Annotated in this window: 12 protein-coding genes and 2 pseudogenes; 4 read left to right on the plus strand and 10 right to left on the minus strand. The window is 35.3% G+C overall.

Translation table 11 applies throughout. The features are described 5' to 3' along the window. Positions 1-50: 50 nt before the first annotated feature. The 8 genes and pseudogenes from N178_RS00685 to N178_RS00720 form a co-directional block, all read right to left on the minus strand. Positions 51-1362: pseudogene (locus N178_RS00685) on the minus strand (CitMHS family transporter). Between the two features lie 127 nt (positions 1363-1489). Next, a pseudogene (locus N178_RS00690) lies at positions 1490-2333 on the minus strand (3-hydroxyacyl-CoA dehydrogenase family protein). Between the two features lie 15 nt (positions 2334-2348). Then, the gene (locus N178_RS00695) at positions 2349-3542 is read right to left on the minus strand and encodes a thiolase family protein (protein ID WP_045289628.1); all 1194 of its coding nucleotides are present in this window, start codon (positions 3540-3542) and stop codon (positions 2349-2351) included. Between the two features lie 54 nt (positions 3543-3596). Further along, the gene (locus N178_RS00700) at positions 3597-4370 is read right to left on the minus strand and encodes an enoyl-CoA hydratase/isomerase family protein (RefSeq protein ID WP_045289630.1); all 774 of its coding nucleotides are present in this window, start codon (positions 4368-4370) and stop codon (positions 3597-3599) included. A gap of 97 nt (positions 4371-4467) precedes the next feature. Then, positions 4468-5232, minus strand: a complete 765-nt coding sequence (locus N178_RS00705; RefSeq protein ID WP_045289632.1) for an enoyl-CoA hydratase/isomerase family protein — start codon at positions 5230-5232, stop codon at positions 4468-4470. 20 nt (positions 5233-5252) lie between these two features. Further along, the gene (locus tag N178_RS00710; protein ID WP_045289634.1) at positions 5253-6035 is read right to left on the minus strand and encodes an enoyl-CoA hydratase/isomerase family protein; all 783 of its coding nucleotides are present in this window, start codon (positions 6033-6035) and stop codon (positions 5253-5255) included. 28 nt (positions 6036-6063) lie between these two features. Further along, positions 6064-7278 (minus strand): CaiB/BaiF CoA transferase family protein, encoded by a 1215-nt coding sequence (locus tag N178_RS00715; RefSeq protein ID WP_045289636.1) that lies wholly within the window; start codon positions 7276-7278, stop codon positions 6064-6066. A gap of 258 nt (positions 7279-7536) precedes the next feature. Then, a complete protein-coding gene (locus N178_RS00720; protein WP_045289638.1) occupies positions 7537-8310 on the minus strand; it encodes an IclR family transcriptional regulator in 774 nt (257 codons plus the stop codon). 340 nt (positions 8311-8650) lie between these two features. Between N178_RS00720 and N178_RS00725 the strand changes: the two genes are divergently transcribed. The 4 genes from N178_RS00725 (at position 8651) to N178_RS00740 (ending at position 12859) form a co-directional block, all read left to right on the plus strand. Next, entirely contained in the window at positions 8651-9760 is a 1110-nt protein-coding gene (locus tag N178_RS00725) for a citrate/2-methylcitrate synthase (protein ID WP_045289640.1), read from the plus strand. Between the two features lie 114 nt (positions 9761-9874). Continuing rightward, positions 9875-10276, plus strand: a complete 402-nt coding sequence (locus N178_RS00730) for a PaaI family thioesterase (RefSeq protein ID WP_045289642.1) — start codon at positions 9875-9877, stop codon at positions 10274-10276. An 84-nt stretch (positions 10277-10360) separates the two neighbouring features. Next, a complete protein-coding gene (locus N178_RS00735; RefSeq protein WP_045289643.1) occupies positions 10361-11527 on the plus strand; it encodes an MFS transporter in 1167 nt (388 codons plus the stop codon). A 24-nt stretch (positions 11528-11551) separates the two neighbouring features. After that, the gene (locus tag N178_RS00740; protein WP_045289645.1) at positions 11552-12859 is read left to right on the plus strand and encodes a CitMHS family transporter; all 1308 of its coding nucleotides are present in this window, start codon (positions 11552-11554) and stop codon (positions 12857-12859) included. Positions 12860-13061: 202 nt separating this feature from the next. Here N178_RS00740 and N178_RS00745 read toward each other — a convergent pair whose 3' ends face one another. After that, positions 13062-13496, minus strand: a complete 435-nt coding sequence (locus tag N178_RS00745; RefSeq protein WP_045289647.1) for a YfmQ family protein — start codon at positions 13494-13496, stop codon at positions 13062-13064. 300 nt (positions 13497-13796) lie between these two features. After that, positions 13797-14753 carry a carbon-nitrogen hydrolase family protein gene (locus N178_RS00750; RefSeq protein ID WP_045289650.1) on the minus strand — a complete coding sequence of 319 codons (957 nt, stop codon included), beginning with the start codon at positions 14751-14753 and terminating at the stop codon, positions 13797-13799. Between the last annotated feature and the right edge of the window lie 92 nt (positions 14754-14845).

The raw sequence follows: 14845 nt of genomic DNA on the forward strand, positions 1-14845 counted from the left end.
CACATACTTTTAGTCGCTTATTATACCAAGTTCATATGAAGTTGAGCTTATCACGTCATAATTGCACCTGTTAACCATGCAAGTGAAATTAAAACTAAACATGTAAGAACTGACCACTTAAAAGCGAAGCGTACATACTCTGAAATATTGAGTTTTAACATACCAGTTAGTAAAATTGTAGCTGGAACTAATGGAAGTAAAAAATGAGCCGATTGTGATAAAACTACTGCCCTAACAATCTCTATTGGTTCGATTCCAAAAGCAGAAGCAGTATTTGCAAAAATGGGAACTACGCCAAAATAAAAAGCATCATTCGACATAACAAATGTAAAAGGAATACTAACCAAGCCAATTATTACGGGGAAAAAATGTCCCCATGATTCAGGAAGAATCGAAACCAGATTTGCTGCTATTGAATCTATCATTTTTGTGCCTGATAAAATTCCAGTGAAAGCACCACCGGCAAATACAACTAGTAACACCATTAAAGCGTTTCCGCCATGAGCTTTAATTCTGTCCTTTTGTTGTTCAATAGTCGGATAGTTAATAAACATAGCTATTACAACTGCAATTAAAAATAAAATTGCTGGTTTTACGAGATCTGATATTAATACTCCCATCACAAGCAAAGTCAATATGAGATTTACCCATAACATTTTTGGTCTTTTAATTGAAGACTCTTCATTGGCAGCTACATCTAAAGAGAAGGCATATTCCGCAATATGAGATTCTTTGAGATCAATGATACCCAATCGTTTTCTTTCCATTTTACCCAAAATAAACGATACAAAAATAACCCATATAGCTCCACCAATTAACGTTGGAATAAGAGGAATAAAAAAATCTGTTTGTTCTAGTCCTAGAACTGATAACGCCCGGATTCCAGGTCCACCCCATGGAGTTAAACCACAAACTACACTAAAAGAAAGCATAGAAATAGTGGCTAGAACTAAAGGGTTCATATTCAACTTTTTATATAAAGGTAGCATAGAAGAGATAACAATCATAAAAGTTGTTGTACCATCTCCATCCAGTGATACTAGAAGAGTCAAGACGCCTGTTCCAATAGCAACTTTGAGCGGATCACCTTTAACAACTTTTAATATTTTATTAATTAAAGGATCGAACATACCAGCATCTATCATTATTCCAAAAAACAGGAGGGCGAATAGGAGAAATGCAGCCGAAGTAGCTACAAGCTTAATTCCATCAAGCATCATGTCATCAACTTCTGCAGCAAACCCCCCCAGCAATAGCAAAAAGAAGTGGAATCACTGTAAGTGCGGTAAAAGAAGACAAACGGCCCGACATAATAAAATATGTAAATACCGTTATCATGGTTAATCCTAGCACAGTTAACATTCACTTTCCCCCTTAAAGGTCCATATTCAGCGTTTTAATGGTAGCGTTTACAATATATTCCCAATGGTGAAATAGTAAAAACTATTTCACTGATTTACAGTTATCGATTTTTAGTGAAATCTTATTATTAGTAATCAAAGAATCCCGAACCGGTTTTAACTCCTAGTTTACCCGCCTTTACATACTTTGTAAGTAAAGGACATGGACGATATTTTTCCCCCAGTGTATGATGGAGATATTCCATGTTCCTTAATCGTGTATCTAATCCTACTAAATCTGCGAGAGCCAGGGGCCCCATAGGATGATTTAATCCTAATTTAATAGATTTATCAATATCTTCCGCGGAAGCTACGCCTTCCATCAGCATATTCATTGCTTCATTTCCAATTAGACAATTCATTCGGCTTGTAATAAAACCGGGAAATTCATTTACCTCGACCGTTTCTTTTTTCATTTTTGCTCCAATTGCTCTTACATACTCTACAGTTTCCTCTGACGTCTCAAGCCCCCGTACAATTTCAATTAATTTCATTTTATGAACAGGGTTAAAAAAATGCATTGCGATCACTTTGTCCGGACGAGAAGTTTGGGCGCCTATCTCCGTTGGACTCATGGTAGATGTGTTTGTTGCTAAGATTGTTTCAGACGAACATAAACTATCTAATTCCTTAAACACTTTTATTTTGATTTCCATGATTTCTAATACAGCTTCGATTACAAGGGCACAATCATCCACTGCAGATTTCATATCCGAATAATAAGTGATATTTTTCATACTTTTCTCTACATCAGATGTTGAAATATATCCTTTTTTCTCTACTTTTAATTAATTCATCTTTAATATAATTCTCTGCTACTAGTAGCGATTCATTATTAATATCATGTAATGCAACAGAAAAACCATTTAGGGCTGCAACATATGCAATTCCTCTTCCCATTACGCCAGATCCAATAACAGCTATTTTAGTCATTGATTTACCTCCATTTTAAACTTGTAGATTTTCAAAGATAGTAGTAATTCCTTGCCCTCCTGCAATACATAGAGTAACTAATCCATATTTTTCTCCTCGACGTTCCATCTCATGAAGTAATTTCGTTGTCAAAATAGCACCTGTAGCCCCAATTGGATGACCAAGGGCGATTGCTCCCCCATTTACATTGACTGTCTCTAGGTTTAAATTTAATTCTTTAATAACAGCTAGTGCCTGAGCAGAAAAAGCTTCATTTAACTCGATTAGTCCTATATCCTCTAAACATAAACCACTCATATTTAATGCTTTTTGTGTAGAGTACACCGGTCCAATTCCCATGATTTCAGGAGATACGCCTGAACTTGCATGAGCTACAATTCTAGCTTTCGGTGTAAAACCTCTTTCCCTTGCAATAGATTCACTCATCATAAGTACTGCAGAAGCTGCATCGTTTCGTCCACTTGCGTTACCAGCCGTCACAGTTCCATTAGGGTTAAATACAGGTTTTAAGGTTGATAGTTTTTCTAATGTAGTTGACCGAGGATGTTCATCTGATTCAAATAAAAATGAGTCTTTTCGGTTATTAACTTCATAAGGAACAATTTCACTTTTGAATAGCCCATTATTAATTGCTCTTTGAGCGAACTCTTGGCTTCTTAATGCAAACTCATCTTGCTCAACTCGATCAATTTTATACCTTTTAGCCAAGTTTTCAGCAGTATCACCCATTCTTAGAGGTCCGTACTCTTCAATAGGTTGAGAGTATGGCTGACTTTCTGTATTTGGATCAAGTAACAGGCCATTTCCGGAACGATATCCATAACGAGCTTGACGGATATAATAAGGGGCTGTACTCATACTCTCTGCTCCCCCTGCGATAACTACGTCACTCAAACCTAATTTGATTTGCATATCTGCATTATTGATAGCTTGTAAACCTGAACCACATTGCCTGTGAAGTGTATATCCTGGTATTTGAACGGGAAGTTCAGCCCGTAACAGGGCAAGTCGAGCAAGATTGGAAGAGTCAGCATTTTGCTTTGCTTGACCCAGTATTACTTCATCTACTAAACCAGGGTCTAGTTCCGAGCGATTTACGATTTCCTTAATAACTTTTGCAGCCAAAAAGTCTACAAGCACGTTGCTTAAAGCTCCTCCAAGCTTACCAATAGGTGTTCTAACCGATTCAACAATAACAGCGTCCTTCATTTTTTATCTACTCCTTCTTCATATGGAAGTTAGCTTTCTAACAGGTGTTTTTTGTTATATTTCATGATAATTCGGTCTTCGTTTTTCCAAGAAAGCTTGTGTTCCTTCATGCTTTTCTTCTGAAGCAAACAAAACTGTTTGTGCAAGTTTCTCTAACATTAAGGCTGTATCTAAATCCACATCTTGCCCTCGATTTACGACCATTTTGGCTAATTTAAGAGCTAACGGTCCCTTTGATAAGATAGATTCAACTAACTGATTGGTAACGTTCCATAAGACATTGCTTTCAACCGACTGGGTAACAAGTCCAATGCGTTCTGCTTCCTGTCCATTGATTATTTTTCCAGTAAGAATCATCTCCAATGCTCTTCCTTTACCAACGATTCGCATTAATCGTTGTGTTCCGCCTGCACCGGGAATAATAGCTAAGTTTAATTCTGGTAAACCCATTTTGGCGTGGTTGGCTACCACTCTTAAATCACATGCAAGAGCTAGTTCAAACCCTCCCCCTAAAGCGTGACCATTAATTACCGCAATGGTTACTTTACTTGACTGTTCAATTTCTCTATAAACTTTCTGCATGCCTGGAACAAGTGCTTCCAACATCGTTCTTTCATGTAATTCCTTAATATCTGCTCCGGCAACAAATGCTTTCTCACCTGCTCCTGTAATAATTATTATCCTTAGCTTAGGATCTTCTTCTAATTCACCTACTGCTACTTGTAATTCATCAATTGTCGCCTTGTTTAAAGCATTTCTTAATCGCTGGCGATCAATAGTTATAGTTCCGACGAATTCATCTTTCTCCACCTTAATATGTTGAAACAAGCTATTCACCCTTTACGAATCATTTATGACAATTAGTAAGGTAACCTGAAAATATACAAATATCGGTAGGTTACCTCACTTTAACTTTTCATTTATTTTACTTGCCTTTCCAAACAGGTTTTCGTTTCTCAAGGAATGCCTGAGCGCCTTCAATACGATCTTCGCTTTCATATACGTTTGGTCCAATATCTAACTGCAGTGCTTGAAATAATGGTACATCCATCGTTTTCCATATTGTTTCCTTAATACGTTGTACAGAAAGAGGAGCACACTCACATATTTCTTCTGCTATTTCAGTTGCTCTCTGCATTAATTGTTCTTGATCCTCTAATAATTCATCTATAAGGCCCACCTGCAAGGCTTCTTCGCTTGATACTAGCTTACCTGTATATAGCATTTTCGCTGCAAAGCTCGGTGAGATTAATTTAGGCAAAATAGTGGCTCCAAATGTAGCTCCCATACCTCTTTTGGCTTCGGGCATGCCAATTTTAATATCTTTCCGAGCCAAACGAATATCACTAGCAAGTGCAATTTCACACCCTGCTCCTACAGCAGCACCGTTTAGCGCAGATATGACAGGTTTATATGTTTCAATAATTGCATTAAACAATCTACCTCGTAACGGTTTCTTTTTGAATGCTTCTGGATTTTCCTTTGCCTCTTTTAGATCACGACCACTACAGAATGCTTTATCTCCCGTTCCAGTAATAATTAAGACCCTTGCTTGAGAATCAGTTTTATATTCTTCTAAGTAATCAAGAAATAGATCTGACATAACGGAATCAATAGCATTTCTTTTTTCTGGCTTGTTTAAATATAAGTAAGCTATTTCTCCCTTTTTTTCATACTCTATAAAGCCCATTTTCCGTACCTCCCCTAGTTTTACTTTCCTGTAAATTTTGCTTTTCTTTTTTCCTTAAAAGCTGTGACTCCCTCTTTATGATCTTCGGTCTCTTTAATAATGGCGTAGTGAGAAGAAATCAAATCGAGTGCTGGCTCTAATTCCATTGTTCTAGAGTAACGAACAGCTCTTTTCGTCATTCTTATGGCAATTTGCGGACCGGATGCGATTTGCTCAGCTAAATCCATTGTTTTCTTCATAAACTCTTCTTTTGTATATACATGATTAACCATTCCTAGTGATAGCGCTTCCTTTGAACTGATAAAGTTTCCCGTCCATAGTAATTCGAAAGCTTTGGCTTCACCTACAATTGGAGGAAGAAAGAAAGCGCCTCCATCACCTGGTACAAGACCTACCTTTACATAGCCCTCGCTTACCTTTGATTCATCAATCATAGTGCGTATATCGCACATCAGAGCCATATCTAAACCTGCCCCTACAGCAGGACCATTGATTGCAGCAATGACTGGTTTATCAATTTTTTTAAGCGCTAACGGGATACGATGAATGTTTTTCCAAAGTTTATTTTTATTATCTAGTGGTTTTTGATCTTGTTTCATACCACCTACATCTCCACCTGCGCAAAAAGCATTCCCAGATCCCGTCACAACAATGACATGTACATCATCATTTTTTTCTGCATCTTCCAGCGCAGCTACCCATTCTTCAATCATTTGACTATCAAAAGCATTTTTCTTATCCGGACGATTTAGTGTAATAATTTGTACATGGTTTTGAATACTTGTCAAAATTGTTTGCTCCACTTGTACTCCCCCTTGTTGACTGGTATATTTAGTTTTTTTGTGTTACCTGTTCTTTTGAACGAATAATATTTTTATCACGTAAAATTTGAAGTTCCTCACTTGTTAACCCTATTAACTCGTGGAGAACTTGATCTGTATGTTCTCCTATCATAGGAGCAGCAAAAACTTCTTTTAAAGGAGAATCAGATAATCGTATTGGTGAACCTGGAACCTTAATTTTTCCTTCTTTTGGATGTTCGATTTCTCGAATCATTTCTCTGTATTTTAAGTGAGGATCGTCTGCCACTTCTGCAATTGTATTGACGGGTGCATGGGGAACATTGGCTTCTATTAGAGCATCTGCAATGTCCAATTTTTTCTTTTCAGAAGTCCAACTGGTTACAATTTCATCTACAATATAAGTATTAGCTGAACGGTCTACGTTTGTTTGAAAGCGACTATCTTCGAGTAAATCTTCCCTTCCCATAACTTTTAATAACGATTTCCATTGTCTATCTGCTACACAAAGGATAGCTATGTAACCATCTTCAGTTGGATATACATTATAAGGAGCTGTTGCCATTCCACTATGTTGATTTCCAGTTCTCTCTGATACTTTACCTCCTTGGCTATAATAAGCGCCTAATGCAGATGCTAGAGTAGGATAAATTGCATCATGCATAGAAACTTCAACTAATTGCCCTTTTCCAGTTTTTTCTCGATGATACAGAGCAGTAGTAATACCTCCAAATAAGTGAATTCCCCCAAGGAAATCACATAGAGCAGGACCAGCTTTTACAGGGGGTTTATCAGCAAAGCCAGTAGTAGCCATAACCCCACCCATTGCTTGAATTGTTAAATCCATAGCTGGTCTGTCAGCATACGGACCAGTCAAGCCATAACCTTTTCCTGAAGCATAAATAAGTTTTGGATTTATTTGGCTTAAAAAATCATAACCTAATCCAAGTCTTTCCATAGCTCCTAAAGAAAAGTTTTCAACAAGTACATCAGCTTTTTTGACTAGTTCAATAAAGACTTCTTTTCCTTCCGGAGATTTAAGATCAAGAGAAACGCCAAGTTTATTGGAATTTAGCATTAATAATTCATGACAGTCTCCTTTTCTTCTAACCCTAAGATTCTCCCCTTTAATTGGCTCAACCTTAATGACTTTGGCCCCTTGATAAGCGAGCATAAGTGAACAATACGGTCCATTGTAAATTTGACCCAAATCTAAAACAACTATATCTTCCAATGCTTTTTTCATAATACCCCTCCTGAATTTAAAAAAGATATACGCTTACATAATTTTAATCCGATAATCGGTTTATTTATCCGATAATCGAAATTCTATCATGCTTTTTAAAATTATTCAACAAAAAATTTAGACAATTCTGCATTATTGTAACGTTTAAAGTTTTGAACTCAAGCAAAAAGCTGTTTGTCAAAAGACAAACAGCTTTTATTTTGAAATATGTGAAATATAAAATACAGATGGTAAAACCGAAGGAGAATGTAAGAGGAATTAAAGTGTGATATTTTCTTTTACATTCTCCATAATGTTACTGATTTTCAAAGAGGCTTCTTTAGCAAGTGTTGCAAAATACTCTACAGTGTCATCTTTTTTACGGTAAGTAGGACAGTGTATAGATAATCCAGCAAGAATTAAACCTTGGTTTGACAAGATAGGTGCTGCCACGTTAAGTGCTCCTTCATTTACTTCACCTTCTGTATGAGAGAACCCTTGGATTCTGATATTTTCCAAATCCCTTTTCAAGACTTCAATATCTATATTCTCCTCAGAAGGGATCTTTTGAAATACAAGTTCTTGTTGTGTTGGATCCATAAATGCCAGCAATACTTTTCTTGATGCACCTTTATGGATAGGTCTACTTAATCCTACTGGACGTGAGAACTTGACATCATGAGGACTTTCAATTGATGCTACACATACACCTTCTAAAGTTATCGGATCTATCACATTTAGGCTAACTGTCTCTCTCGTAAGTTGAGCTATATGTTCGAGAAACGGCATTGCTGTTTCTCGAAGTTGCGGGATTGGATCTGCGTAAATCCCTAACTTATAAGAGTTTAGTCCTAACCTTATTTTACCTGTAGAAGAATCTTTCGTTAGATAACCGCATTCAATCAGTGTATTAACTAAACGAAATGTTATTGTTGATGAGATATTTAGTTTGGCTGTTATTTCTTTTACAGTAAGTTGACTACTGTGTGTGTGAAAAAGGTCTAAAATTAATAATCCTCTTCGCAAAGTCTGAGAAGTAGATTTATCCGCCATAAAAAAACTCCTTTCAAGTTTGTAGCTTTAAAGTTTAAATTTAACTCCTAACTTTAGTTTAGCGAATCTTTTTATTGAAATATAGTATTCAGCATAAAAATTTTTAATGTTGCAAATATACCTTCATAAATTTGTATTATGCCAAAATAAAATATTGAAAATTCTTAAAAAATATGTTAGCATTTCGATAATCGGAATGTTTATACGATTATCGGAAGAAGTTGCGTAACAATAAAATATATTAACTATTATTTTTTGTTACAAAATGTAAACGCTGACATTCCGGGAGAAGTGTATATGTGTGTAGGCGTTTAAATTATTGGGGAGTGGAGGAATGAAAATGAGCGTCACTGGACTTGAAGGAATTGAAGTTACACAATCAGCTATTAGTTCGATTATTGATGACACATTAACTTATCGAGGAATTAATATTGATGATTTAGCAACGAACTCTATTTATGAAGAAGTTATTTTTTTACTTTGGAATGGTAGATTACCTACCCAAGAAGAATTAGAGGACTTAAAACAAAAGCTAGTACAATATGGAACGTTACCTGAACCAATTACTAATTTATTAAGGTCTTTACCACACGATGTCCACCCTATGGATAAGCTTAGAACAATAGTATCTGCACTATCCCTATTTGATACTTTTACAAGAGATATGTCTAGAGAAGCAAATTATGATAAAGCTTTAAAAATACAATCAAAAATTTCTACAATTGTAGCAGCTATTCAAAGAATTAGTGAGGGAGAAAAAATACTTTTTCCTAAATCAGAATATACCTTTTCACAAAATTTTTTGTATATGTTAAAAGGTAAAGAGCCTCACCAAATAGCTGTAGAATCCTTAGATAAGGCTTTAATTTTGCATGCTGATCATGAATTAAATGCATCTACCTTTTCTGCAAGAGTTACAGTAGCTACTCTTGCAGATATTTATGCAGGAGTTGTGTCAGCTATTGGAACTTTAAGTGGCCCCCTTCACGGTGGAGCTAACGAGGCAGTAATGAGAATGCTTGAAGAAATAAACGATATTGAGAATGTTGAAACATACATCTCTGAGGCACTATTTACTAATAAGAAGATAATGGGCTTTGGGCATCGTGTCTATAAAACAGGGGATCCTCGAGCAAAACATCTCAAAGTAATGGCAAAAGAATTGACTGAATTGATGGGTCAAAGGAATCTTTATGATATATCAACTAGAATAGAAGATATTATAAAAAGCGAAAAAGGCTTATTACCTAATGTGGATTTTTATTCGGCTTCCGTATACCACAGCTTGGACATTCCAAAATATTTATTCACACCTATTTTTGCAATAAGCCGTACTTCAGGATGGATAGCCCATATCTTAGAACAATATGATAACAATCGTTTAATTCGTCCGCGTGCTAGTTATGTTGGATTACTGAAAACAGAATATACTCCTATAAATCAAAGATAATAACCCTCAAGAGATTTGCTCTTCTAATGAAACGGCAAATCCCTTGAGAAAATTGTTAAATTACCTTATTAGTACAAGATTCAATAATTTATTTTCAAAGTGAGTTGATTAATAATGGAACACAATAACAGAATGAATCCTTTTCGAAGATATCTAGGACTAAAAGATTTTAAATCAAGAGATGGTGTTTTTGAAGTAAGAATTGAGATATTTCCTGACCTTTTAAACTTTAGTGGTAACGTACATGGAGGCGTAATTGCTTCTCTTGTTGATATGTCCATTGGAAATGCTGTACATCCAGTTCTAAATGAAAACCAATACTCTACAACAGTAGAACTAAAAATCAACTACCTAAAACCATTAAATGGGAAAACAATTACAGCTAAGTCTTGTTTATTACATAAAGGAAAAACGTTACTAGTAGGTAAAGCAGATATTTTAAACGAGCATGATCAGTTAGTCGCTACCGGTACTGCTACTTTTATGATCTTAAATAAAGTAAACAAGACGCTATAAAAATTATTATGTATAAAAAGAATGTTTGAGTTTGCTATAAAAATATTTTTTCTCACTCTTTTTATATAAAGAGGAAGTGAATATATGCTTCTATATATCCTCGTTGCTTTATTTCTTATTTATCAAACCAGCGTTCGGGGAAATACCATTCTGGTAACTTTGTATGCAATAGATTTAAACGCAAGTGCATTTTATTTAAGTATGATTGTCGCTACAACCTCTCTATTTCCAATGTTATTTGCAGCGTATGCAGGGAGAATTTCTGATCGTATAGGGTTTCGTTTTCCTTTGACAGGTGGGATGATAGGGACTTGTATAGCTCTTTTGCTTCCTTATCTCTTTCCAGGTCAATTATTTATTTTAATCATTTCTCAATCTTTATTTGGCTTATGCCAAATCTTCACTATTGTTACGATGCAAAACTTAATAGGCGCTTTAAGTACTGCAGAAAACCGTTCGTTTTATTTTTCTACTCATAGTCTTGGTGTTGCAATTTCTAATTTTTTAGGCCCTTTAATAACGGGAGTTTCTATTGATCACCTTCATTTTAATCAAACATACTTACTTCTAGCTGTTATATCTATTATTCCAAGCCTTTTCTTTGTTTCCAAAAGGATTAAAATACCTAGCCCTATTATGTATCAGGAGAGACAGCAAAGTAATTTTATAAAATTGTTGGTTGCCCCTTCATTAAGAAAGACATTTATAACAAGTGGAGTTATTTTAACTGGTGTAGGAATCTATGAATTTTACTTTCCTATATATGCAAAAAGCATCAATCTTTCAGCTTCTATGATTGGTACTATCATTAGCTGTAATGCCATTGCTTATATTCTTTCAAGGTTATTAATGAACCCTTTATTAACAAAATTTAAGGGAGAAGTAATACTTGGAGGATGCCTTTCTGTATCAGCCATTGCTTTCTTTTTAATTCCTTTGTTTGATAGTCCGTTTTTACTCATTGTCATCTCATTTGTAATGGGGTTAGGGTTAGGATGTTGTCAACCTTTGTCTATAGTAATGGCGTATAGTCATTCTCCTGAGGGACGTACTGGTGAAGTTTTAGGAATTCGACTTACCATAAATAAATCAGTGCAGTTTTTAGTCCCAATTATATTTGGCTCCGTTGGATCTTTACTTGGTTTTTTCCCTGTATTTTGGTCAAATGCAGTTCTTTTCTTATTTAGTGGATATTCACTTTTTGAGAAAAAAAGTAAACCGTCTAATTCAAAGTATTTTTGGAATCGCTAACAAATTATAAGGAGGACTCGATTTATGCTATCTTTACTAGGGTTTGCAATGATTACAACGTTTATGTATCTAATTATGTCAAAAAAACTTACGCCAATGGTAGCCTTTATGCTCATTCCCATCATATTTGGAATAATAGGTGGTTTTGCTAAAGGTATAGGTCCTATGATGTTAGATGGAGTAAAAGATGTAGCCCCTACATCTATCATGATCCTATTTGCCATTCTATATTTTGGACTTATGATTGATACAGGATTGTTTGACCCTCTTATCGCCTTCATTTTGAAGGTAGTAAAAGGGGACCCGTTGAAAATAGTTGTAGGCACAGCCGTACTATCTATGATGGTTGCATTAGATGGAGATGGAACAACGACTTATATGATAACAGCCTCTGCGTTGCTTCCCTTATATAAAAAACTAAAAATGAATCCTCTAATACTTGCGGGTATTGCCATGTTATCAATGGGTGTAATGAATATGACTCCTTGGGGTGGAGCTTCAGCGATGGCCATGAGTTCCTTAGGACTCACCTCTTCCGAATTATTTTTTCCGTTAATTCCTGTAATGGGAATTGGACTACTATGGGTACTATTTGTCTCTTTTATCTTTGGGAGAAGAGAACGCAAACGTTTAGGAGTTATAGATTTTCAGGATACCTTTAAAGAGCTAGCAAGTGCTTCTGAAATAGTCCAAAGCACAGAACTACCAGAATACCGAAGACCTAAGCTATTATGGTTCAATTTTGTTTTAACGTTAGTTCTTTTAGTTTGCTTAATTATGGACTTTATTCCTTTAATGATTTTATTTATGGTTGCTTTCGCCATAGCATTATTGGTTAATTATCCTAATATAAAAGACCAACAAAAACGAATCTCTTCGCATGCAGCTAATGCTGTAGCTGTAGTTTCTATTATTATTGCAGCCGGTATCTTCATAGGAATCATGTCAGGAACACATATGATTGATGCAATGGCCAAAACGCTAGTAGCGATTATTCCAGATGTACTAGGGCCCTATCTACCTGTCATAGTGGCACTTTTAAGTGCTCCACTAACTTTTGTTATGTCCAATAATGCCTTTTATTTTGGTGTACTTCCTATTATTGCCCAAGCTGCGGAAGCCTATGGAATCAGCGCTGCTGAAATAGGACGTGCTTCTATTTTAGGACAACCTGTACATATAATAAGTCCTTTAATAGCTGCAGCACACTTATTAATGCGTATGGTAGAGATAGAATTTATTGATTTGCAACGCTTTCTAATGAAGTGGGCTTTTGGAACAACGGTAGTTATGATAATTGCATCCCTGATTCTAGGTGTTATTTCTATTTAATCCTTCGTTATAGAGGAGAAAATCTAGCATTTGTTTTCTCAACAGAAGTGGGCTTTTTAAACTAGGAGGTTAGACATTTTTCTTCTCAATTAATAAATTCTTGAACGTTAGAGATCACAAGGTTATAAAAATCCTTGCGTTATTTAATTTTAAAAGAGAATAAAAATAAACAGTTAGAAATTCCTAACTGTTTATTTTACTTTTAATTTATATGATGAGTGTTTGAAAGGGTATCTGACAACACCGTGTAAGCTTGTACTTTCTTTTTATATTGTTTTATTACATCTACATAATCTTTATAAATATATACAGACAGCTTGAAATCGTGTTTTCCTATCTTAGAATGAATAATGTAAGGAATTTCATCTGTTTCGGGGGTTAGAAAATAATGCTCGTTTCCTGAATGCACATAATACTTCTCTAAAAAAGTAGCCTGATTAAAAGCAGAAATAAATTTTTGTTTTTCTTCACCCTCTAATATTTCCCCATTTTTTTCAATCTTCGTATGAGCAGCATCCAATTTAGAATGTAGCTCGAATTTTCCTAGAAACCATTTAACCACTGGGGTTGGCATTGTTGTTATTAATAATTTTAAAGCACTAACCACGATTATTCCCAGTATTACGATCCAAGTCATTTTCTATCATCTCCACGTTGCGTTATGATTCTTTACCATATAGTATTGTCCATTTAAATTAGATTTTTAAAATCTAATTCCTAAAGAAAGAATCAAAATTTATAAGCCTTACTTTTATGATAAATAATATAAAAGAAAAAGAACCATCCAATTATGAGTTAATTTCCCCATCCAATTTTCATACACATTATAAGCTTGTAATTTAGCATTATAATTAGAAAAAAATCAAAGAACAGACTGCCGAAATCCTGTTCTTTGATTTAATATTAAACGTTTAAATAGTATTACTTTGAAGTATTGTTAGTTATTCCACTTTACGTTTTCTTTCTTCTCCTCGTTTACTACAAGTTGAAATACATCAGGTCTGGAGTAGTGTCCTACTACATCAAAATCAAACTGACTGTAGGCAATCTCACGTAAATCAAGATCTGTAAGTAACAATTCCTCTTTCCCGAAAACTGGCTCCTTGATATACTCACCTAAAGGACCAACAATAGCGCTTCCCCCTGGACACATTTCATCAGGAGAAGAGGCTAGATCGTCATAGCATGCCAAATCAGTGGGATACATATCTTTATTTACATATTGATTACAAGATAAAACAAAACATCTTCCTTCTACTGCAATATGACGAATTGTTGATTGCCATACATCTCGAGAATCTGCTGTAGGAGCAATATAAATCTGAACTCCTTTTGCATACATCGCTGCCCTTGCTAGTGGCATGTAATTCTCCCAACAAATTAATGCTCCTATCTTTCCATAAGGTGTATCAAAAACAGGAAGTGTACTTCCATCTCCCTCTCCCCAGATTAATCTTTCTGAACCTGTAGGTTTTAATTTACGATGTTTGCCAAGTAATGTTCCATCTGGTCCAAAGAATAGTACTGAACAATAGAGAGTCCCACCACTAAATTCGTTATCTCTTTCAATTATACCAATGACGAGATAAACACCGGCTTTACGTGCCGCCTCTCCTAATTTATCTGTAGTTTCGCTAGGAACTGGAACCGAATTTTCCCAATAGCGAAGCCAATCTTTTCTTCCTTCTGCAGAACGACTTCCAACTGTAGCTCCAAATGCTAGTCCCCTTGGATAAGCTGGGATAAAAGCTTCAGGAAATACCACGATATTAGCGCCCTTTTCTCCTGCTTCTAGAGTTAATGAAATAGCTTTTTCTGTACTTGCTTCTCGATCCATAATAACTGAAGCAGCTTGAATAACAGCTACTCGCACATTATGTTGGTGTGTAGTCATGATAAATCCTCCTCTTTCTAATAAATCCATTTAATATAAATCTTAAATATGATGATAAATAAAAAGAGGTTTTTTGTATGCATCCAATTGGA

This window comes from Priestia aryabhattai B8W22, from assembly GCF_000956595.1.
Taxonomy (GTDB): Bacteria; Bacillota; Bacilli; order Bacillales; family Bacillaceae_H; genus Priestia; species Priestia aryabhattai.

Excerpts from the sequence above, each read along its gene's own strand:
- N178_RS00745 (WP_045289647.1), bottom strand. The coding sequence starts at position 13,496 with ATGACTTGGATCGTAATACTGGGAATAATCGTGGTTAGTGCTTTAAAA.
- N178_RS00735 (WP_045289643.1), top strand. The coding sequence starts at position 10,361 with ATGCTTCTATATATCCTCGTTGCTTTATTTCTTATTTATCAAACCAGC.
- N178_RS00705 (WP_045289632.1), bottom strand. The coding sequence starts at position 5,232 with ATGGGCTTTATAGAGTATGAAAAAAAGGGAGAAATAGCTTACTTATAT.
- N178_RS00725 (WP_045289640.1), top strand. The coding sequence starts at position 8,651 with ATGAGCGTCACTGGACTTGAAGGAATTGAAGTTACACAATCAGCTATT.
- N178_RS00750 (WP_045289650.1), bottom strand. The coding sequence starts at position 14,753 with ATGACTACACACCAACATAATGTGCGAGTAGCTGTTATTCAAGCTGCT.
- N178_RS00715 (WP_045289636.1), bottom strand. The coding sequence starts at position 7,278 with ATGAAAAAAGCATTGGAAGATATAGTTGTTTTAGATTTGGGTCAAATT.
- N178_RS00695 (WP_045289628.1), bottom strand. The coding sequence starts at position 3,542 with ATGAAGGACGCTGTTATTGTTGAATCGGTTAGAACACCTATTGGTAAG.
- N178_RS00740 (WP_045289645.1), top strand. The coding sequence starts at position 11,552 with ATGCTATCTTTACTAGGGTTTGCAATGATTACAACGTTTATGTATCTA.
- N178_RS00720 (WP_045289638.1), bottom strand. The coding sequence starts at position 8,310 with ATGGCGGATAAATCTACTTCTCAGACTTTGCGAAGAGGATTATTAATT.
- N178_RS00730 (WP_045289642.1), top strand. The coding sequence starts at position 9,875 with ATGGAACACAATAACAGAATGAATCCTTTTCGAAGATATCTAGGACTA.